Below are 21,333 nucleotides of genomic sequence, written 5' to 3'. Positions count from 1 at the left end.
ATTTAATGGATATTTAATTAAGGTGGCCGGGAAAGTTGTTGTTTTTGTAGGGGCTTCCGGACGGATTTGAATAACGACTAGAGGTTGTGAGTTGCTGGTTTCCTACAGCGGTTTCCCTGTGTGATGGCGTGCAAGGTAAAGGTTGTAGTGGCTACAGGGTCAACTGAATTGATAGGTCTTGAGCCCTTAAAATGGCGATCTGCGACAGCCTGCCGCAGCAGGCAAGCCCGAATGCCCATGCGCCGCATTCAGGCAAGTGCTGTTTGGCAGATAACTACCGCGTATTTGTTTCCATGTATTGCTATGTCGCCTTTCGCACTTCGCATCCTAAATCAAAACAACTTCTACATGCCGCGGATAACGGATTTGTAATGTTCCAGTCACCTTGCCGATAAGTTCAAAACCCTACCGTGGCGGCATCAAAGATTCTTGAATAAAGGAAGTCTTCCATTGCCCGGTTTAAAAGAACGGACGGCGCGATCACGCCTGAAAAAAACAGCGAGGACAGTGACGGCCAGCGTTGTGTTGCTGGCCGGCACGGGTCTTGTGCATGCATCGACCCTGACCCTCGATCAAGCCCTGCAAACGGCATTCGCCGGTAACCCGGATCTGGCGGCTGCGCAATGGGAAATCGGCATCGCCGAGGGTGAGCGCAAACAGGCCGGTCTGATCCCCAACCCCGAAGTGTCATGGGAGGCTGAAGACACCCGGCGCGATTCGCGAACCACCACGCTGATGCTCAGCCAACCGATCGAACTGGGCGGCAAACGTGGCGCACGGATCGACGTCGCCAGCCGCGCGCAGGACGCCGCCGGGATCGAATGGGAGCGCAAGCGCAATGCCTTACGCGCCGATGTGATTCAGGCGTTCAACAGCGCCCGGACCGCGCAACAACGCTTGCAGTTGTCCCGTCAGTCGCTGCAACTCGCCGAACACGGTTTGCGCGTCGCCCAAGGACGCATCGAGGCCGGTAAATCATCGCCAGTCGAAGGCACCAGGGCGCAAGTGCAACTTTCCGAAGTGCGCCTGGAGCTGAGCCGCGCCGAACGCGATCAGGCCAACGCCTACCAACAATTGGCGCAGGTCATGGGCGCACCGTTGCCAACCTCGACCACCGTGCAAGCGGCCACGCAAAGCATGCCCACCGTGCCACCGGCGAGCCGATTGCTGGAGCGCCTGAACGAGACCGCCGAACTGCGTCTGGCCAAATTGCAGATCGATCAGCGCGAGGCCTCATTGGGTCTGGAAAAGTCGCAACGCTTTCCCGACCTGACCGTGAGCATTGGCAGCCAATACAGCGAAACCGAGCGCGAGCGGGTCAACGTGGTCGGGCTGTCGATGCCGATTCCGCTGTTCAACCGCAATCAGGGCAACGTGCTGGCGGCAGCCCGGCGCAGCGATCAGGCGCGGGATCTGCGCAACGCCACCGAGCTGCGTCTGCGCACGGAAATCCAGACCACCCTTGAGCAATGGCAGACCGCCAACGGCGAAGTCGAAGCGTTCAACCAGACCATCCTGCCCGCCGCGCAAAGTGCGGTCGATAGCGCCACGCGCGGCTTCGAAATGGGCAAGTTCGGCTTCCTCGACGTGCTCGACGCCCAGCGCACCCTGATCAGCGCACGCAGCCAATACATCCAGGCCGTCAGCGAGGCGACGGACGCGCGAGTACGCATCGAACGGATCTTCGGCGACCTCACCGTCAGCCCTTGAATTTCATCTTTCAAATCACTGCGCGATGGCATGGCGCAGAGGAGTTTCCATGGAAAAAAAATTGATCGTGGTGGCTGCGGCGACGTTGGCGCTGGGCATTGGTATTGGCTCGCTGTGGCCGGGTAATGCGTCCATCGACGCTCACGCCGATGAAGCGGCGGAACACGCCGGTCATGCTGAAGAAGGCGCAGCAGCCGACGGTGAACATACAGAAGAGGGGCACCTGGAGCTGAGCACTGAACAGATCGCAGCGGCGGGCATTCAACTGGCCGAAGCGCGGGCGCAGAACATCAGCCTCGGCTTGCCGTTCCCTGGCGAAGTGCGCTTTGACGAAGACCGTACCGCGCACGTGGTGCCTCGGGTGCCCGGCGTGGTCGAGTCGGTGTCGGTCAATCTTGGGCAGCCGGTGAAGAAGGGCCAGTTGCTGGCGGTGATTGCCAGTCAGCAGATCTCCGATCAGCGCAGCGAACAGGCTGCCGCGCAGCGTCGCCTGACCTTGGCGCGCACCACCTACGAACGCGAGAAAAAACTGTGGCAGGACAAGATCTCCGCCGAGCAGGATTTCCTTCTGGCACGCCAAGCATTGGAAGAAGCCGAAATTGCCCTGACCAATGCGCGGCAAAAAATCAGCGTGCTCAGTGGCAGCGTGGTCGCCACCGGCGGCAATCGCTATGAACTGCGCGCGCCGTTCGACGGTGTGGTGGTGGAAAAACACCTGACGCCGGGGGAGGTGGTCGATGAAACCACGGCGGCGTTTACGCTCTCTGACCTGTCGCGGGTGTGGGTGACGTTCGGCGTTTCGCCCAAGGATCTGACCAAGGTGCAAGTGGGCAAACCGGTCACCGTCAGCGCCCCGGAACTCAATGCCGAAGTCGCCGGCACCGTAGCCTACGTCGGCAGTTTGCTCGGTGAACAGACCCGCACTGCAACGGTCCGCGTGACCTTGGAAAATCCGCAAGGCTCGTGGCGCCCCGGCCTGTTCGTCACCGCGCTGGTTGCGACCGACAGTCGTCAGGCCAGGGTCGCCGTACCTGAAAGCGCAATCCAGACCGTCGAGGACAAACCCACAGTGTTCGTGCGCACCGACGACGGCTTCAAGGCGCAAGCGGTGGAGCTGGGCAGTCGCGCGGCCGGCTTGGTGGAAGTCACCCAAGGGCTGGAGCCGGGCGTGCAAGTCGCCAGTGCCGGCAGCTTCGTCCTCAAATCGGAATTGGGCAAAGCCTCGGCCGAGCACTCTCATTGAAGGCTCCCACTGATCCGTCAACCTCGACCGGAAGGTTCTCATGTTCGAACGCCTGATCCAGTTTGCCATCGAGCAGCGCATCATCGTGCTGCTCGCCGTTCTCCTCATGGCCGGCCTCGGCATCGCCAGTTACCAAAAACTGCCGATCGACGCCGTGCCCGACATCACCAACGTCCAGGTGCAAATCAACACCGGCGCGGCCGGGTTCTCGCCGCTGGAAACCGAGCAGCGCATCACCTTCCCGATTGAAACCGCCATGGCCGGTTTGCCGGCGCTGGAGCAGACCCGTTCGCTGTCGCGTTCGGGGCTGTCGCAAGTCACGGTGATCTTCAAGGACGGCACCGATCTGTTCTTCGCCCGGCAATTGGTCAACGAGCGCTTGCAGATCGCCAGGGAGCAATTGCCCGAGGGTGCGCAAGCGCTGATGGGGCCGATTTCCACCGGGCTCGGGGAGATTTTCCTGTGGACGGTGGAGGCGCAGGACGGTGCGCTGAAGGACGATGGAACCGCCTACACGCCAACCGATTTGCGGGTGATTCAGGACTGGATCATCAAGCCGCAATTGCGCAACGTGCCCGGTGTGGCCGAGATCAACACCATCGGCGGATTCGCCAAGGAATACCAGATCGCCCCCGACCCGAAACGGCTGGCGGCTTACAAACTGACCCTCACCGATCTGGTCACGGCGCTGGAGCGCAACAACGCCAACGTCGGCGCCGGTTACATCGAGCGCAGCGGCGAGCAGTTGCTGATTCGCGCGCCCGGGCAAGTGGCGAGCACCGACGACATCGCCAATATCGTGATGGCCAATGTCGACGGGACGCCGATCCGGATCAAGAACGTCGCGACCGTAGACATCGGCCGCGAACTGCGTACCGGTGCCGCCACCGAAAACGGTCGCGAAGTGGTACTGGGCACGGTGTTCATGCTGATCGGCGAAAACAGCCGAACGGTCTCCCAGGCAGTGGCGACCAGGCTTGAACAGATCAATCGTTCCCTGCCCAAAGGCGTGATCGCGGTGCCGGTGTATGACCGCACGCACCTGGTGGACAAGGCCATCGCCACGGTGAAAAAGAACCTGGTGGAAGGGGCGATTCTGGTCATCGCGATTCTGTTCCTGTTCCTGGGCAACATCCGCGCGGCGTTGATCACCGCGATGGTCATTCCGCTGTCGATGCTGTTCACCTTCACCGGCATGTTCACCAACAAAGTCAGCGCCAACCTGATGAGCCTCGGCGCCCTCGACTTCGGCATCATCGTCGACGGCGCGGTGGTGATCGTCGAAAACACCCTGCGACGGCTGGCCCATGCGCAGCAACATCACGGGCGTTTGCTGAGCCGCTCCGAGCGTTTCCACGAAGTATTCGCGGCCGCCAAAGAAGCGCGGCGGCCGCTGATTTTCGGCCAGTTGATCATCATGGTCGTGTACCTGCCAATCTTCGCCCTGAGCGGTGTCGAAGGAAAAATGTTCCACCCGATGGCCTTTACGGTGGTCATCGCGCTGTTGGGCGCCATGCTGTTGTCGGTGACCTTTGTGCCGGCGGCCATCGCGCTGTTTGTCACCGGCAAGGTCAAGGAAGAAGAGGGCGTGGTCATGCGCGTCGCGCGTCGCGTTTATGCGCCGGCGCTGGCGTGGGTGATGTCCCATCGCGCCATGGCGGTGAGTGCGGCGCTGGCTGTGATTGTGCTCAGCGGCGTGCTCACCAGCCGCATGGGCAGCGAGTTTGTGCCAAGCCTCAGTGAGGGCGATTTTGCCTTGCAAGCGTTACGCGTGCCGGGCACCAGCCTCACGCAATCGGTGGATATGCAGCAGCGTCTGGAGACCTTGATCCTCAACAAGGTGCCGGAAGTCGAGCGCGTGTTCGCCCGTACCGGCACCGCCGAAATCGCCTCCGACCCGATGCCGCCGAACATCTCCGACAGCTACGTGATGCTCAAGCCGAAAGAGCAGTGGCCGGATCCGGGCAAGTCCCGCGAGACTCTGATGGCCGAACTGCAACAAGCCGCCGCGACGCTGCCGGGCAGCAACTATGAACTGTCGCAGCCGATCCAGTTGCGCTTCAACGAACTGATCTCCGGTGTGCGCAGCGATGTGGCGGTCAAGGTGTTCGGGGATGACATGGACGTGCTCAACGCCACGGCGGCGAAGATCGCCACCGCCATGCAGAAGGTCAACGGCGCATCCGAGGTCAAGGTCGAGCAAACCACCGGCCTGCCGGTGCTGACCATCAACATCGACCGCGACAAGGCGGCGCGTTACGGGCTCAACGTCGGCGACGTGCAAGACACCATTGCGGTGGCGGTCGGCGGGCGCCAGGCCGGGACACTGTATGAAGGCGATCGGCGTTTCGACATGGTGGTGCGTTTGTCCGATGCCATGCGCAAGGACATCGAAGGTTTGTCGGCGTTGTTGATTCCGGTGCCAGCGCCCCTGAATGGCGCGGCCGATCAGATTGGTTTCATTGCCCTCAAGGACGTCGCCAGCCTTGATCTGGTGCTCGGGCCGAATCAGGTTAGCCGCGAAAACGGCAAGCGGCTGGTGATCGTCAGCGCCAACGTGCGTGGGCGGGATATTGGCTCCTTCGTTAAAGAGGCCGGAGAGGTGATCGAGCGCGATGTTCAGGTTCCGGCGGGTTACTGGACCAATTGGGGCGGGCAGTTCGAGCAGTTGCAGTCGGCGGCCAAGCGCTTGCAGATCGTGGTGCCGGTGGCCTTGCTGTTGGTGTTCGGGCTGCTGTTCATGATGTTCAACAACCTCAAGGACGGCTTGCTGGTGTTCACCGGGATTCCGTTTGCGTTGACGGGTGGCGTCATGGCGTTGTGGCTGCGGGACATTCCGCTGTCGATCTCGGCGGGCGTCGGTTTCATTGCGCTTTCGGGGGTGGCGGTGCTCAACGGCTTGGTGATGATCGCGTTTATCCGCAATTTGCGGGAGGAGGGGCGTTCACTCAGTGATGCGATCAATGAGGGAGCGCTCACGCGTCTACGCCCGGTGTTGATGACGGCGCTGGTCGCGTCCCTGGGCTTCATTCCCATGGCTTTGGCGACCGGCACGGGTGCCGAGGTGCAACGTCCGTTGGCGACGGTGGTGATTGGCGGGATTCTGTCCTCGACCATCCTCACGCTGCTGATACTGCCCGCGCTGTATCAGTTGGCGCATCGGCGGGATGAGGAGGTGAGTCCCACCCCATAAGCCAATGTTTCAGACATATCCCCTGTGGCCACATAACGGATATGTAATTTGCGCGCCACCGTCATGAAAGGTTCGGATTGTTACCTTGACCTCGTTAGTTAATTAAACGAGGAATCAAACATGAAACTTGTACAACTGAGTGCGTTTGCTGCGGCGTTGGTGATGTCTTCTGTTGTTTTGGCTGAAGGTGGCGGCGACAGAGCTTTCGAAAAAATGATGGCGGCCAATGACCGTTCGATGGAGGCGTTTGTTGCCAAAGAACAGGCGCGCAACCCCGTCGTGTTGAATGAAAAGAAGGACGACAAGACCAAAGACTTGTAAGCGTGTCGCACCTGAACTAGCCCGTCATCGAATGCCGATGGTGGGCTTTTTTTTGAGCCTGGATTTGAAGGTATTGGATATGAAAGTTTTTAAGTTGATGGCGTTCGTCGGTGTGATGGCGATGTCGTTGAGTGCGCTGGCAGAAGGCGGCGGTGACCGGACGTTTGAGAGGGCGTTGAGTGCCAACGTCAAAGCCATGGAGCAATACGCGGCCGACCAGGGCAAACCTGCGCCGGTGGTGAAAGACTACGAATACGGGATGAAACTGGATGTGGTCAAAGTGGTCAGCGTTGTGCGGCCGCAAGTTGCTTGTGCCGTGGTGCCTACAGCCATGACCTATGAAGATTCAAAGGGCCAACTCAACACCATCAAATACACCGTGGCTGGCGATTGCCGCAATGGCGGCAGCTGACACTGCTCCTACACAGTGCGTATTTCAATTCGGAATGTTTAACGGATGTGGCGCAAGTACAGACGCTTCCCACAATGTTTTCAGGTTGTCCGTCGGACGCCCGCTCTCTAGCCTGTATTCGTCGCTGCCAATTCAGCGATCGGGATTGGAACCCCGCGGCTCAACAGAAAGCAAAAGCACCTTTCATGACGTATGCTTGCGCACCTTCATGGTGTGCACTCCGTTATGGCGGCTGTGCGCGGGAGACTTCGAGTCTGTCGGGTTTGCTCTGTTGCCCGGGTTCCAGCCTGCGTACAGCTGCCACCTTTCGATTGGAACCGAATGGGCAGCTTCACCATCTAGCAGAGTAACAACAACATGAAAAAGCCAACGCCGAACCCTCCCGAAGCAAACACAGCTACGGACACCGACCCAACATCCCCCTACACCACCATCGACTCCAAAAAACTCCACGAAGCTGCCGAACGTGCGCTCGATTACTACCTGAACCCTACCGCCCACGTCATGGCCACGCCCTACACCCCCAACCAGATGTATTTCGCCAATCCCAAAGCCGACACCGAATCCCTGCTGGCCAATGCCAGTGAGTCATTGTCCTCGGCCACAGTCATGCTCGGTGACTTCGCCGCACTGCTGGAAGGCACCCACCGCAAGACTTTGCTGGGCATTGCGCAAGTGGTGATGTTGGGGGAGTTGGCGGTGAATCAGGCGTTGGATAACGTCCAGCCGGCTGAGTAACTCTCCCGCAACGCAACCCCTGGAGCTGCCGAAGGCTCGGGCCGCGTTCGGACGATCTTTTGATCTTGATCTTGAAAAGCAAAATCAAGAGATCGTCCGAACGCGGCCCGAGCCTTCGGCAGCGCCTACAGGTACTTCATTCAGGCGCAAATAAAAAAGGCGCCCCGAAGGGCGCCAAAAGATTCACCTCTTACCAAAGGAGCAAGGAGCTTCTAAAGGTGAATTTGCAAAACAGTGAAGTCAGAGAATCGCCAGCGGATACTCGACAATCACCCGCACTTCATCCAGATCCGACTCAAACGCCGTGGCGCGGGTGGTGGCCTGGCGCAGACGCAGAGACATGTCTTTCAGCGAGCCGCTCTGCACCACGTATTTGACTTCGATGTCGCGCTCCCAGCGCTTCTGGTCAGTCAGCGGGTTGCCGTCGGCATCGCGGCGCATGTACACGGCGTTGGCGTTGGAATAGTCGGCGTCGGTGCCACGGGCGTAACGGGTCATGAACGACAAACCCGGCACGCCATAGCTGCTCATGTCGAGGTCGTAACGCACCATCCACGAACGTTCCTTGGGCGAGTTGAAGTCGCTGTACTGGATGGAGTTGTCGAGGAAGATCGAGTCGGACTGGCGCAGGTAATCGAAGTCGTCGTTACCGTTGTTGCGCTGGTGCGACAAGGCAACGGAGTGGGCGCCGAGTTTCACCCCGACGCGGCCGCTCCAGATGTTGTTGTCGAACTCGCCGAGCAGTTGTTTGCCTTCGTCGACCGCCTTGTAATAGTTCAGGCCACCGAACAGCGACAGGTCATCCGACAGCGGATAAGTCCATGCGGTGCCGGCGTAGTACTGATTCCAGGCGTCCTTGAGGCGACTGGAATACAGGCTGAAACTGAGGTTTTTGTTCAGCGTGTAGTCGCCACCGAAATAGCCGACCCACGGTGAATTGACTGGACCGGCGTAGAAGGTCGCGAAGTTTTCGCGCATGTTGCTGGACACCGGTTGGCTCATCGCATGCAGGCGACCGCCCTGTACCGACAGACCTTCGATACTGGTGTTGGTGGCCGTGACACCCCGGAAGCTTTCCGGCAACAGTCGGGAGTCACCCGCCGCAACCACCGGGTTGGCGGGGAACACATCGCCGACCTTGATCACGGTATCGAAGGCGCGCACTTTGGCGGCGCCACCGACCTTGGTGTATTCATCCCGCGCCTGACCATCGCTGTCGACCGGCAACACGTCGAAAGAACTACGGCCACCGTTGCGCCCGTCACCGGTATCGAGTTTCAAGCCGATCATCGCAAACGCATCGACCCCGACCCCGACGGTGCCTTGGGTAAAGCCGGATTCGAACTTGCTGATAACCGCGTGAGCCCAGGCCTCGGAATAACCATTGCCGGTGGGACTCGACTGGCCGTCACGGTGATCACGATTGAAGTACAAGTTGCGGTTGAGCACCGTCAGGCTGCTGCCCTCGATAAACCCCTCGGGTTTTTCTTCCGCAAACACCATGGACGGCCCGGACCCGACAACCACAGCTAAAGCGGCTATCGACATTTTTGTATTGTTAACCATCAATCACTCCTTGGGTTCGGCAGAACGGGAACGTGCTTCGGCGTGGGTTTTATTGTTCGACGGGCAAGGGCCCGCCGGCATGGTCGCCGGGTGACATCGTTGCAGGCTGCGGATAACGCCAAGGTGATGCTGGAATTACAATTTCGTCATGTGCGTGGAATGACAACCTGCACGTTCAGGTCAGCGCTGCGAGTTGTTCGATCGTCTGCGGAAAGCGTTCAACCAAGCGGATCAGTGTCGTGGCTTGGGCATTTGGTGTTGCCCGTCCCTGTTCCCAGTTCTCTAGAGTTCGGGTGTTGGTGCGTAGATACATGGCGAAGACCGACCGGGAAAGATTGAGCTGTTGACGGATGGCTACCACTTCCTCGGCAGTGATGGGTACCAGTTTCGGCAGCTTGACCTTGTGGGTCCGCAGCGTGACCTTGCCTTGGCGCTCGTCGGCCAAGGCTTCGAGGCCTTCCATCAGTTCGGAAAAAATGTCACGTTTCATAGTGGGTTCTCGTGTTGATTTCTCTATCCAGCGTTTGTCTGAAAAGTTTTTTCTGGGAAGGCGACAGGTCGTCTTGCTCATTTTTGCTATACACGGTGAACAGCCAGAATTGATCGAAACCTGACCACCAGTAATAAATCACCCTAAGCCCGCTACGCTTGCCTTTACCGCGACGTTGATCGAAAAAGCGGATTTTTCGCAGCCCGCCCGTACCTTCAATGAGATCGCCCGCTTCAGGGTTTTTCAGCAGCTCCAACTGAAAGCTGCGGAACAGATCGTCATCCAGGTAATCGTCTCGGTGTTTCTGAAACGCAGGTAATTCGATAAAAAGAGCATCCATGTTCTGTACGTCACCTGCGTATAGTGTTGTCTTGATAATCGAATAGGTCAAGGCATCGAAGCCATCCTTTTCGTCCCTCGTTTTCAAGGTAGACCCCGGTCGTAAAAACGCCTGTAGGACGAAGCGACCAGGCCGGTGAGAATTTTCGAGTAATGCTGGGGGAAGGGGACTTCGCAATTGACTCATCGGCTCACCCACAGCACTATCTGCCGATGAATGATCAACGCCGAATGAACATGATGTGTTCCTCTATGACCGCTTCCGGCGGGCCATAAGGTCATACGTGCTCGGCATTTGACGTGTTACCCAAAGCCCCGCCAGAGATGGACGGGGCTTTTTGATTCTCCGTCTGCACATTGCTGATGGAGAGTGAAATGTTCGAAATTAGAAAAGCCACCCAAAGCGACGCCCAGACTGCATTCGACATACGGCTGCTAGCCATCCGACATCAATGCATCGGTGCCTATACCGAAAAGCAAATGCTGACCTGGACATCGGGGTCAGCTGAGGACGGTTACTGCGCACTCATGGAAAAGTACTTCTATCTGGGGTGTGTTGAGAGTGAGCCCGTGGCGACAGGCATGCTGGATCTGGAGAACCGCGAAATCGGTGCAATCTTTATACATCCTGACTTTATGCAGCGAGGCTTGGGCAAGCGCGTCGTGAGCTTTCTCGAAGATCTGGCGCGGGATCTTGGCCTGGTGGAAGTCCGTCTGGATGCGACTTTGAATGCCGCCGATTTTTATCGACGCTGTGGTTACATTGGGGAGAAAACTGCGGTTTACCATTCCCCCTCCGGTCTTCAACTGGCCTGCGTTCCCATGGTGAAGAAACTGTGACGGCTTCATTTTTGAGTGCCTTGAAAAGCATCGAGCATGTCGTCCGGCAGTGAGGCGTCAAAGTCTTCGGGAAGCACCAGTTTGCCTTTCATCGCACCGAACCGTTGACTGCGGGTTTTGCCTACCGGAACCAGACGCGCAAGAGCCCGACCATGTTTGGCAATTGTGATGATCTGCCCGGCGGCCGCGTCATCGACGAGTTTGGACAGATTGTTTTTTGCTTCTGCCAACGGAACGACGATGTCACGGTTCATTGTTATTTCTCGCGTTGATTTATCGATCCAGTCAGTCATTCAAGATAGAGCCAAGTGCGCAGTGCTGGATGTAGGACGAAACGGACATTCCCGCGCGAGGTTTCGGGGATTGCAGAAGGAGGGGAGGGCTGCAGTAACAAATCCTACAAACGCAAAAACGGCACCCGAAGGTGCCGTTTCTGTTTTCTACCGAGTGTCGCTATGCGATCAACCCGCCAACCCCGACTGTTGAACCAGGTTTAGCAGCGGTTGTGGGTACAGGCCGAGGAAGAACGCCAGTACGGCGATCGCCAGCAGCATCACGCCACCTGCACGTTGTTCCCAGTGCAGTTGCGCATCGTGGCGACGCAGGTTCGGTTCCATCAGGTACAGGGTGACCATCACACGCAGGTAGTAGAAGACGCCGATGGCGCTGCCCAGTACCAGGGAGCCGACCAGCCACCATTGGTGCGACTCGACGCCGGTGGCGATGATGTAGAACTTGCCGATGAAGCCCGCGGTCAGCGGAATACCGGCCAGGGACAGCATCATCACGGTCAGGACGGCGGTCAGGTACGGACGGCGCCAGAACAGGCCACGGTATTCGTACAGGGCATCCGCGTCACGGCCGCTGTACGGCGAGGACATCAGGGTAATCACACCGAACGCGCCGAGGCTGGTGATCACGTAGGTGACCAGGTACACGCCGATGGCTTCCACGGCCAGGCCCTTGCTCGCCACCAGGGCGATCAGCAGGTAACCGAAGTGCGCGATGGACGAGTAACCCAGCAGACGCTTGAGGTTGCTCTGGGTCAGTGCCAGCAGGTTACCGAACAGGATCGACGCGATGGCGATGATGGTCAGCACGTTGCTCAGTACGCCACTGCTCGCCGCTGGCGAGATCTGGAACAGACGCACCATCACCGCGAACACAGCCACTTTGGAGGCCGTGGCCAGGAACGCTGCAACGGGTGCCGGAGCCCCTTCGTAAACGTCCGGGGTCCAGAGGTGGAACGGTACCAGCGACAGTTTGAACGCCAGGCCGATCAGCATCATGCCCAGGCCCAGTTGCGCGATCGGGCTAGGCAGGCCGGTGGCCGCCAGAGCCTGACCGATGCCGTTGAAGCTCAGGCTGCCGGCTTCGGCGTAGAGCAGGGCCATGCCGAACAACAGAAACGCGGAACCGGCGGCCGACAGCACCATGTACTTGATGCCGGCTTCCAGCGAACGTTTGTTGAAGAAGGCGTAAGCCACCAGACCGTAGACCGGTACCGAGAGCAGCTCCAGGCCGACGAACAAGCCGGCCAGGTGCTGCGCGCTGACCAACACCAGGCCGCCGGCGGCGGACATCAGGATCAGCAGGTAAAGTTCTTCACGGTTGCCTGGGTAGCCCGTACCGCCATCGCCCAGGTAGGCGTGGGCGAGGGTCACACAGGCGAGGGTGGCGACCAGGATCAGCGCCATGTACAGGCAGGCGAAGGTGTCGATCTGCAGCAACGGAGTCACGGCCAGTGGCGCGACTTTCAGGGCTGGCAGGATCGACAGCAAGGCCAGGTTAAGACCTGCCACCGACAGCAGGAAGGTCTGTGAGTGGTTGCGGCGCCAGGCGATAGCCAGCATCACCACGATGATCGTGGCGCTGGTGATCAACAACGGCGCAAGCGCGATAAAGTGTTGAGTCGTGAATTCCATAGCGCTCTTACCGGGCCGAAGCGAGTTGAGTGAAGGCGGTGCCGAGCCACTGCTGCACGCCATGCATCGTCGCGGCAGAGGTATCGAGGAACGGTTGCGGGTACACGCCGATGTAAAGCAGCAGTGCCGCAAGCCCAACCACCATGATCAGTTCGCGACCGTCCATGCCGTGCAGCACCGCGTCGGATTTCGACGGGCCGAAGAAGGCACGGTGGACCATGATCAGCGAGTAGACCGAACCGAACACCAGGCCGGACGTGGCGATCACGGTGACCCATGGCGCGCTGGCGAAGGTGCCGATCAGGATCAGGAACTCACCGACAAAGTTACCGGTCGCCGGCAAGCCCAACGACGCCGCTGCAAAGAACAGGCTGAGGGCCGGCAGGTAGGCGATCTTCGACCACAGGCCACCCATCTCGCGCATATCACGGGTGTGGGTGCGCTCGTACAGCTGACCGGAGAGGATAAAGAGTGCCGCGGCCGACAGACCGTGCGCCAGCATTTGCATTACCGCGCCCTGCAGCGCCAGTTGGCTGCCGGAGTAGATGCCGATCAGTACGAAGCCCATGTGGGAAACGGACGAGAAGGCAATCAGACGCTTGATGTCGGTTTGCGCGAAAGCCAGGAACGCACCGTAGAAGATCCCGATCAGACCCAGGGTCATGGCGAACGGCGCGAACTCGGCCGAGGCATTCGGGAACAGCGGCAGGGCGAAACGCAGCAGGCCATACGCCGCGGTCTTCAGCAAGATACCGGCCAGGTCCACGGAACCCGCGGTCGGTGCCTGGGCGTGCGCATCAGGCAACCATGAGTGGAACGGTACGACGGGCAGCTTGACCGCGAAGGCGATGAAGAAGCCGAGCATCAGGATGTACTCGGTGGTCTGCGACATCTTGGTTTTCAACAGATCGGCGTAGTTGAAGGTAATCACGCCGGTGTCGTTGAAGTTGACCAGTACCAGGCCCAGGATCGCCACCAACATGATCAGGCCGGAAGCCTGAGTGAAGATGAAGAACTTGGTCGCCGCGTAGATCCGGGTTTTCTTGCCGTCCGAAGAACTGTGACCCCAGAGCGCGATGAGGAAGTACATCGGCACCAGCATCATTTCCCAGAAGAAGAAGAACATGAACAGGTCGAGGGCGAGGAACACGCCGACGACACCGCCCAGGATCCACATCAGGTTCAGGTGGAAGAAGCCCACGTGACGCTGAATTTCTTTCCAGGAACAGAGTACCGAGAGGACACCCAGCAGGCCGGTCAGCAGGATCATCAACAGCGACAGGCCGTCGAGGGCCAGGTGCACGTTGATGCCGAAGCGCTGGATCCAGACGTGTTTGAACTCAATCACCCAGGTCGGATCGGCACCCGGTGCCGGAGCAAATGAATAGTCACCGTTGGCCCACAGCCAGAGGCCGAGGGAGAGCAGCAGGGACATGGTGATCAGCGCAATCCAGCGGGGGAGGGTGGCGCCGAAGCGCTCACCCATCCAGCACAGCAGGCCGCCGATGAAGGGGATCAGGATTAGCCATGGCAGAATCATGACGGGCTCGTTTCCTTTCGCAAGTTCGCAAGGTTCATAGTCAGACCGCTACCAGCACGACGGCGCCGATTACCAGCACGGCACCAGCAGCCATCGAGGCGGCATACCAACGCAGTTGACCGGTCTCGGTGCGGCTCAGGGCGGTGTGACCGCCTTTGGCCATACGCGGGATCAGACCGATGGTCTGGTCGAGCGGGTCTTTGCGCAGAATGTGGCTGATCGCAAGGTATGGCTTGACGAACAGTTTGTCGTAGATCCAGTCGAAGCCCCAGGCAGCGAACCACCAGGCCGAAAGGAAGCGGCCGACGCCGCTGTTGGCGATGGCCGTGACGAAGCGACGCTTGCCGAGGAACAGCAGCGCGGCCAGCAGGATACCGGACAGGGCGATGGCACCCGAAGCGATTTCCAGGCTGTGCTTGGCTTCGCCGCCGGCATGGCCGACGCTTTCCGGCAACACACCGTGCAGCGGTGGAACGATCATCGCGCCGACGAACGTCGACAGGACGATCAGCACCGACAGCGGCAGCCAGTGAGCAATGCCGTGACCGGCATGGGCTTCGGTCTTCGCTTCACCGTGGAACGTGATGAAGATCAGGCGGAAGGTGTACAGCGACGTCATGAAGGCACCGACCAGACCGGCATAAAGCAGGCCTTCGTTACCGCTGGCGAACGCTTCCCAGAGGATTTCATCCTTGGAGTAGAAGCCCGCGGTCACCAGAGGCAAGGCCGCCAGGGCCGCGCCGCCGACGATGAAGCTGGCGTAGGCCAGTGGCAGTTTCTTCCACAGGCCGCCCATCTTGAAGATGTTCTGCTCGTGGTGGCAGGCAACGATCACCGAGCCGGATGCAAGGAACAGCAGCGCCTTGAAGAAGGCGTGGGTCATCAGGTGGAAGATCGCGCCATCCCATGCACCCACGCCCAGGGCCAGGAACATGTAGCCGATCTGGCTCATGGTCGAGTAGGCGAGGATACGTTTGATGTCGGTCTGAACCAGTGCGGCAAAACCTGCCAGCACCAGCGTCACGCCACCCACGACACCTACCAGGTGCAGGATGTCCGGCGCCAGTGCGAACAGACCGTGGGTACGGGCGATCAGGTAGACACCGGCGGTTACCATGGTCGCGGCGTGGATCAGTGCCGAAACCGGAGTAGGGCCGGCCATTGCATCCGCCAGCCAGGTTTGCAGCGGCAGTTGCGCAGATTTACCGACAGCGCCGCCCAGCAGCATCAGGGTCGCCAGAACGATCCAGAAGTCGCCGGCCTTGAAGTGCTCAGGCGCCTTGACCAGCAGTTCCTGGATGTTCAGCGTGCCCAACTGTTGGAACAGGATGAACAGGCCGATGGCCATGAACACGTCGCCGACCCGGGTCACGATGAAGGCTTTGAGTGCCGCGTTACCGTTGTTGCGGTTGCTGTAGTAGAAACCGATCAACAGGTACGAGCACAGGCCCACGCCTTCCCAGCCGAAGTACACGAACAACAGGTTATCGGCCAGGACCAGGAACAGCATGCTGGCGATAAACAGGTTGGTGTAGGCGAAGAAGCGCGAGTAACCGGCTTCACCGCGCATATACCAGGACGCGAACAGGTGGATCAGGAAGCCCACGCCCACCACCACGCCGAGCATGGTCACGGACAGGCCGTCCAGGTAGAGGGTGAAGGTCGGCGTAAAGCCTTCCACCGCCATCCATTGCCACAGCATCAGGCTGTAGTGACCACCTTGCGGTGGCGCAACGTTGAACTGCCAGATCACATAGGCCGCGACGATCGCCGACAGGCCGATGGAGCCGACGCCGATCAGCGCCGAGAGGTTTTCCGAGAGGCGTCCCCGGGAGAACGCCAGCAGCACAAAACCGATCAGGGGGAACAGGAAAGTCAGATAGAGAAGGTTCATCCGCGCATCTCGCTGGCAGCGTCGATATCGAGAGTGTGGAAGCGGCGATACAGCTGCAACAGAATCGCCAGGCCGATACTGGCCTCGGCGGCTGCCAGGCTGATCACCAGAATGAACATGATCTGTCCATCCGGCTGCGCCCAGCGGCTACCGGCAACGATGAACGCCAACGCGGAGGCATTCATCATGACCTCCAGGCTCATCAGCACGAAGAGAATGTTGCGCCGGACCATCAGGCCGACCAGACCGAGGCAGAACAGGATGCCGGCGACCGCCAGACCATGCTCCAAAGGGATAGCAGGCATCGTCATTGCTCCTTGGCTTCGTTGCGGCCCAAGTGGAACGCCGTGACGGCTGCGGCGAGCAGCAGCATCGAGGCGAGTTCGACCACCAGCAGATAAGGACCGAACAGGCTGATGCCCACGGCCTTGGCGTCTACGGTGGTGTGGCCGAGGGCCTGGCCGCTGGAGTGGCTGAACAGCACATACAGCAGTTCAGCCAGCAGCAGGGCGCCGAGTACGACCGGGCCCAGCCAGATACCGGGCTTGAGCCAGACGCGCTCTTGCTGAACCGAGGCCGGGCCCAGGTTCAGCATCATCACCACGAACACGAACAGCACCATGATGGCGCCGGCGTAGGCGATCACTTCCAGTACACCGGCAAACGGTGCGCCAAGGGCGAAGAACGTCATGGCCACGGCGATCAGCGAAATGATCAGGTAGAGCAGGGCGTGCACGGGGTTGGTGTTGGTGATCACGCGAAGCGTGGACACAACAGCGACACCCGATGCGAAATAGAAAGCGAATTCCATCGTTCTTCCTTAAGGCAGCAAGCTCTTCACGTTGATCGGCTCGGCTTCATTCTGCGCGGCACCTTTTGGCTTACCGGCAATCGCCATACCTGCAACACGATAGAAGTTGTAGTCAGGGTTTTTACCGGGACCGGAGATCAGCAGATCTTCTTTCTCGTAAACCAGGTCCTGCCGCTTGAACTCGGCCATTTCGAAATCCGGTGTCAGCTGGATCGCGGTGGTCGGGCAGGCTTCCTCGCAGAGGCCGCAGAAAATGCAGCGCGAGAAGTTGATGCGGAAGAAGTCCGGGTACCAGCGACCGTCTTCGGTTTCAGCTTTCTGCAGCGAGATGCAACCCACCGGGCACGCCACGGCGCACAGGTTGCAGGCTACACAACGCTCTTCGCCGTCGGGGTCGCGGGTCAGGACGATACGGCCACGGAAACGCGGCGGCAGGTACACGGGTTCTTCCGGGTACTGCAGTGTGTCGCGCTTGCGGAAGGCGTGGCCGAAGATCATCACCAGGCTGCGAAGCTGGGTGAAGAAGCCATGCACGATGTCAAAAATGTACTTCATGATTCTCTATCCTCACTGAGCCGCGACGGCGGGCGTGTTGAGCAACACGATCGCAGCGGTCACCAGCATGTTGATGAGGGTCAGCGGCAGGCAGAACTTCCAGCTGAAGTCCATCACTTGGTCATACCGTGGGCGCGGGATCGAGGCGCGCAGCAGGATGAAGAACATGATGAAGAACGCGGTTTTCAGTGCGAACCAGATGAACGGGATCTGCGGCAGCAGGCCGAACGGGCCGTGCCAGCCACCGAAGAACAGCGTGACCAACAGCGCCGAAATCAACACGATGCCGATGTACTCACCCACGAAGAACATGCCCCATTTCATGCCGGCGTATTCAATGTGGTAACCGTCGGCCAGTTCCTGTTCCGCTTCCGGCTGGTCGAACGGGTGACGGTGAGTCACGGCGACGCCAGCGATGAAGAAGGTCAGGAAACCGAAGATCTGCGGAATGATGAACCACATGTTCTGCGCCTGGTATTCAACGATGTCGCGCATGTTGAACGAGCCAACCTGGATCACGATGCCCATCAGCGACAGGCCCATGAACACTTCGTACGACACGGTTTGTGCCGAGGCCCGCAAGCTGCCCAACAGGGCGAACTTGTTGTTGCTCGACCAGCCGGCGAACAGCACCGCGTAGACCGACAGACCCGCCATGGCGAAGAAGAACAGGATGCCGATGTTGATATCCGCCACGCCCCAGGTCGGGGTGATCGGGATGATCGCGAAGGCAATCAGCAAGGCGCTCATGGCCACGACCGGTGCCAAGGTGAAGATCACCTTGTCGGCGAACGGCGGGGTCCAGTCTTCCTTGAAGAACATCTTGATCATGTCGGCCGCAATCTGGAACGCGCCGAACGGGCCGACGCGGTTAGGACCGTAACGGTCCTGCCAGAGGGCGAGCAAACGACGCTCGACCCAGCTCAGCAGCGCGCCGCAAACCACTACGGCGAGCAGAATCACGATGGCCTTGAGGACCGCGATGATTACGTCGATCACTTCAGGAGTGAACAAGGTCATAGCGCTGCCTCCTGCAGACCGTCAACGGATTTGCCAAAGATGGCTGGTGGAATGCCGGCGATACCTGCAGGCAATGCAACCAGGCCGGCACCCAGCTCTTCGTTGATGCGCAGCGGCAGACGCAAAGTCTGGCCAGCAACGTTCAAGCTCAGCAGGGCACCGTCATTGACACCCAGGCGATCGGCTTCGGACTTGGCCAGCGACACGTAGGCGGCCGGGATGCGTTCCTGCACCGGTGCGGCTTTGGAAGAGTTCTCTTCGCTGCCGAACAGATGGAAGAACGGCACGACCTGCCAGGTGCCTGGCGCCGGGTTGAACGCACGCGGAACACTGGCGAACCAGTTCAGCGAATCACCGGTGCTTTCGATCAGGCGAGTGCCCGGGTCGCCAGCGCGCAGGTGACCACCGACTTCGTCCTGGAACTTGTTCCAGGCTTGCGGCGAGTTCCAGCCCGGAGACCAGGCGAAAGGTACTTGCTGACGCGGTTCGACGGAGCCCGAGTAACCTTCCATCGAGAACGAGAACGCGGTGTCGTTATCCTGGGAAGTACGCGGTTCGTGCACGCTGATGTCGGCGCGCATGGCGGTACGACCGGAGTAACGCAGCGGTTCGCGCGCCAGTTTCAGGCCTTTGATCCGGAACGCAGCAGACGGTGCAGCATCGACGATACGCGCCAGTTGCGGCGTGCTTGCAGCAACGGCAGCGGTGACGTGGTCCAGTTGGGTCCAGTCGATCGGCTGGTTCAGCAGGGTCGAACGCAGGGCATGCAGCCAGCGCCAGCCTTCGTGAACCAGAATGCTCGCGTCGAGGTAAGTCGGGTCGAAGACCTGGAAGAAGCGCTGGGCGCGGCCTTCCTGGCTGACCAGCGTACCGTCGCCTTCAGCGAAGCTGGCCGCTGGTAGCACCAGGTGCGCGCGATCGCTGGTGGCGGTCTTCTGATGGTCCGCCACGATCACCACTTTCGCAGCGTTCAGGGCAGCATCGACCTTGGATTTGTCGGTACGGGTGTACAGATCGTTTTCCAGCACGACGATGGCGTCGGCACCGCCAGAGATCACCGCTTGCAGCGCCTCGTCGACCGAGTTGCCGCCGAGCATGGCCAGGCCGAGGCTGTTGGCCTCCGGCACGATCAGGCTGATGGAACCGTTCTTCTCGCGCAGCTTCAGGGCTTTGGCGATGTTCGCCGCCGCTTCGATCAGCGCCTTGGAACCCAGCGAGGTACCGGCGATGATCAGCGGACGCTTGGCTGCGAGCAGGGCGTCGGCGATACGCTTGGCCAGCTCCAGCGCTTCGGCATCCAGGCCTTCTACGGCTGGAGCGCTGGCGTCGAGGGCGTGAGCCACGGCGAAACCGATGCGGGCCAGGTCGTCTGGCGCTGCGTGAACGCATTCCTCAGCGATGTCGTCGAGCTTGGTTTCAGCCAGGCTGGCGATGAACAGCGGGTTCAGTTCGTGCTGGCCGATGTTCTTCACCGCGGCGTCGAGCCATGGCTGAACGCGCATCGCGTCGGCCATGTCTTCGGCCTTGCCCTTGACCGATTGACGCAGGGCCAGGGCCATGCGCGCAGCGGTCTGGGTCAGGTCTTCGCCGAGGACGAAAATCGCATCGTGGTCTTCGATGTCGCGCATGTTCGGGATCGGCAGCGGGCTGTCTTTGAGCACCTGCATGACCAGACGAATGCGCTCCAGCTCCGAGGCTTCGATACCGGAGTAGAAGTGCTCGGCGCCGACCAGCTCGCGCAACGCGTAGTTGCTTTCGAGGCTGGCGCGCGGCGAACCGATACCGACGATGTTGCGACCGCGCAGCAGGTCGGCGGCTTTATCCAGTGCTTCGTCCAGGCTCAGTTTCGCGCCGTCGGCCAGCAGTGGCTGACGTGGGCGATCCTTGCGGTTGACATAGCCATAGCCGAAACGGCCACGGTCGCACAGGAAGTACTGGTTCACCGAACCGTTGAAACGGTTTTCGATGCGGCGCAGTTCACCGTAACGCTCGCCCGGGGAGATGTTGCAACCGCTGGAGCAGCCATGGCAGATGCTCGGCGAGAACTGCATGTCCCACTTGCGGTTGTAGCGCTCGGAGTGAGTCTTGTCGGTGAACACACCGGTCGGGCAGACCTCGGTGAGGTTGCCGGAGAACTCGCTTTCCAGGGTGCCGTCTTCAACGCGACCGAAGTACACGTTGTCGTGGGCGCCAAACACACCGAGATCGGTGCCGCCGGCGTAGTCCTTATAGAAGCGCACGCAGCGATAGCAGGCGATGCAGCGGTTCATTTCGTGGGAAATGAACGGGCCCAGTTGCTGGTTCTGGTGAGTACGCTTGGTGAAGCGATAACGGCGCTCGTTGTGGCCGGTCATCACGGTCATGTCTTGCAGGTGGCAGTGACCGCCTTCCTCACAGACCGGGCAGTCGTGAGGGTGGTTGGTCATCAGCCATTCAACAACGCTTGCGCGGAATACTTTCGCTTCTTCGTCGTCGATGGAGATCCAGCTGCCGTCGGTGGCGGGGGTCATGCAGGACATGACGATCCGACCACGCTTGTCGTTCTCGTCGGTGTACTGCTTGACCGCGCACTGGCGGCAAGCGCCAACGCTGCCAAGGGCTGGGTGCCAGCAGAAATAAGGGATATCGAGGCCTAGCGACAGACATGCCTGTAACAGGTTGTCTGCCCCATCGACTTCGAGCTCTTTGCCGTCTACGTGGATAGTGGCCATGGTTCAAAGTTCTTCGTTGGCCCGG

At 59.9% G+C, this 21,333-nt stretch carries 19 protein-coding genes; 7 read left to right on the top strand and 12 right to left on the bottom strand.

What is annotated here, in order from left to right:
* Positions 1–450: 450 nt before the first annotated feature.
* The 6 genes from PMI21_RS05170 (at position 451) to PMI21_RS05195 (ending at position 7,617) form a co-directional block, all read left to right on the top strand.
* Entirely contained in the window at positions 451–1,710 is a 1,260-nt protein-coding gene (locus tag PMI21_RS05170; RefSeq protein ID WP_007940895.1) for a TolC family protein, read from the top strand.
* A 49-nt stretch (positions 1,711–1,759) separates the two neighbouring features.
* Entirely contained in the window at positions 1,760–2,953 is a 1,194-nt protein-coding gene (locus PMI21_RS05175; protein WP_007940894.1) for an efflux RND transporter periplasmic adaptor subunit, read from the top strand.
* Between the two features lie 40 nt (positions 2,954–2,993).
* Positions 2,994–6,146, top strand: a complete 3,153-nt coding sequence (locus PMI21_RS05180) for a CusA/CzcA family heavy metal efflux RND transporter (protein ID WP_007940893.1) — start codon at positions 2,994–2,996, stop codon at positions 6,144–6,146.
* 120 nt (positions 6,147–6,266) lie between these two features.
* Entirely contained in the window at positions 6,267–6,467 is a 201-nt protein-coding gene (locus PMI21_RS05185) for a co-regulatory protein PtrA N-terminal domain-containing protein (RefSeq protein WP_007940891.1), read from the top strand.
* Between the two features lie 79 nt (positions 6,468–6,546).
* Positions 6,547–6,879, top strand: a complete 333-nt coding sequence (locus tag PMI21_RS05190) for a DUF2790 domain-containing protein (RefSeq protein ID WP_033064189.1) — start codon at positions 6,547–6,549, stop codon at positions 6,877–6,879.
* A 357-nt stretch (positions 6,880–7,236) separates the two neighbouring features.
* Entirely contained in the window at positions 7,237–7,617 is a 381-nt protein-coding gene (locus tag PMI21_RS05195) for a DUF6124 family protein (RefSeq protein WP_007940889.1), read from the top strand.
* 240 nt (positions 7,618–7,857) lie between these two features.
* Here PMI21_RS05195 and PMI21_RS05200 read toward each other — a convergent pair whose 3' ends face one another.
* From PMI21_RS05200 to PMI21_RS05210, 3 genes are all read right to left on the bottom strand, one after another.
* A complete protein-coding gene (locus PMI21_RS05200; protein WP_007940888.1) occupies positions 7,858–9,183 on the bottom strand; it encodes an OprD family porin in 1,326 nt (441 codons plus the stop codon).
* A gap of 175 nt (positions 9,184–9,358) precedes the next feature.
* Positions 9,359–9,673 (bottom strand): helix-turn-helix domain-containing protein, encoded by a 315-nt coding sequence (locus PMI21_RS05205; protein WP_007940887.1) that lies wholly within the window; start codon positions 9,671–9,673, stop codon positions 9,359–9,361.
* The gene (locus PMI21_RS05210) at positions 9,663–10,013 is read right to left on the bottom strand and encodes a toxin (RefSeq protein WP_007940886.1); all 351 of its coding nucleotides are present in this window, start codon (positions 10,011–10,013) and stop codon (positions 9,663–9,665) included. Before PMI21_RS05210 ends, PMI21_RS05205 begins: the two co-directional genes overlap by 11 nt.
* A gap of 374 nt (positions 10,014–10,387) precedes the next feature.
* On the opposite strand from PMI21_RS05210, the gene PMI21_RS05215 reads away from it, so the two are divergent.
* Complete coding sequence (locus PMI21_RS05215) at positions 10,388–10,852, top strand: GNAT family N-acetyltransferase (protein WP_007940885.1); 465 nt, start codon at positions 10,388–10,390, stop codon at positions 10,850–10,852.
* A 5-nt stretch (positions 10,853–10,857) separates the two neighbouring features.
* Here the strand turns inward: PMI21_RS05215 and PMI21_RS05220 are convergent, their stop codons facing one another.
* The 9 genes from PMI21_RS05220 to nuoG all read right to left on the bottom strand — a co-directional run bounded on the left by PMI21_RS05220 (position 10,858) and on the right by nuoG (position 21,308).
* Positions 10,858–11,145 carry a type II toxin-antitoxin system Phd/YefM family antitoxin gene (locus PMI21_RS05220; protein WP_081499534.1) on the bottom strand — a complete coding sequence of 96 codons (288 nt, stop codon included), beginning with the start codon at positions 11,143–11,145 and terminating at the stop codon, positions 10,858–10,860.
* A gap of 168 nt (positions 11,146–11,313) precedes the next feature.
* Complete coding sequence (gene nuoN, locus PMI21_RS05225) at positions 11,314–12,777, bottom strand: NADH-quinone oxidoreductase subunit NuoN (RefSeq protein ID WP_007940882.1); 1,464 nt, start codon at positions 12,775–12,777, stop codon at positions 11,314–11,316.
* Positions 12,778–12,784: 7 nt separating this feature from the next.
* On the bottom strand, positions 12,785–14,317 hold the full coding sequence (gene nuoM, locus PMI21_RS05230; protein WP_007940881.1) for an NADH-quinone oxidoreductase subunit M: 1,533 nt from the start codon (positions 14,315–14,317) through the stop codon (positions 12,785–12,787).
* A gap of 40 nt (positions 14,318–14,357) precedes the next feature.
* A complete protein-coding gene (nuoL, locus tag PMI21_RS05235; RefSeq protein ID WP_007940880.1) occupies positions 14,358–16,211 on the bottom strand; it encodes an NADH-quinone oxidoreductase subunit L in 1,854 nt (617 codons plus the stop codon).
* The gene (nuoK, locus tag PMI21_RS05240; protein WP_007940879.1) at positions 16,208–16,516 is read right to left on the bottom strand and encodes an NADH-quinone oxidoreductase subunit NuoK; all 309 of its coding nucleotides are present in this window, start codon (positions 16,514–16,516) and stop codon (positions 16,208–16,210) included. Before nuoK ends, nuoL begins: the two co-directional genes overlap by 4 nt.
* 2 nt (positions 16,517–16,518) lie before the next feature.
* On the bottom strand, positions 16,519–17,022 hold the full coding sequence (gene nuoJ, locus PMI21_RS05245) for an NADH-quinone oxidoreductase subunit J (protein ID WP_007940878.1): 504 nt from the start codon (positions 17,020–17,022) through the stop codon (positions 16,519–16,521).
* A 9-nt stretch (positions 17,023–17,031) separates the two neighbouring features.
* On the bottom strand, positions 17,032–17,577 hold the full coding sequence (gene nuoI, locus PMI21_RS05250) for an NADH-quinone oxidoreductase subunit NuoI (RefSeq protein WP_007940875.1): 546 nt from the start codon (positions 17,575–17,577) through the stop codon (positions 17,032–17,034).
* A gap of 12 nt (positions 17,578–17,589) precedes the next feature.
* Positions 17,590–18,597 carry an NADH-quinone oxidoreductase subunit NuoH gene (nuoH, locus tag PMI21_RS05255; RefSeq protein WP_007940874.1) on the bottom strand — a complete coding sequence of 336 codons (1,008 nt, stop codon included), beginning with the start codon at positions 18,595–18,597 and terminating at the stop codon, positions 17,590–17,592.
* Positions 18,594–21,308 carry an NADH-quinone oxidoreductase subunit NuoG gene (gene nuoG / locus PMI21_RS05260; protein WP_007940873.1) on the bottom strand — a complete coding sequence of 905 codons (2,715 nt, stop codon included), beginning with the start codon at positions 21,306–21,308 and terminating at the stop codon, positions 18,594–18,596. Before nuoG ends, nuoH begins: the two co-directional genes overlap by 4 nt.
* Between the last annotated feature and the right edge of the window lie 25 nt (positions 21,309–21,333).

It is taken from the genome of Pseudomonas sp. GM18, assembly GCF_000282195.1.
Classification (GTDB): Bacteria; Pseudomonadota; Gammaproteobacteria; order Pseudomonadales; family Pseudomonadaceae; genus Aquipseudomonas.
Note: the sequence above shows the minus strand (reverse complement) of the source record. Positions and strands in the feature narration are given on the sequence as shown.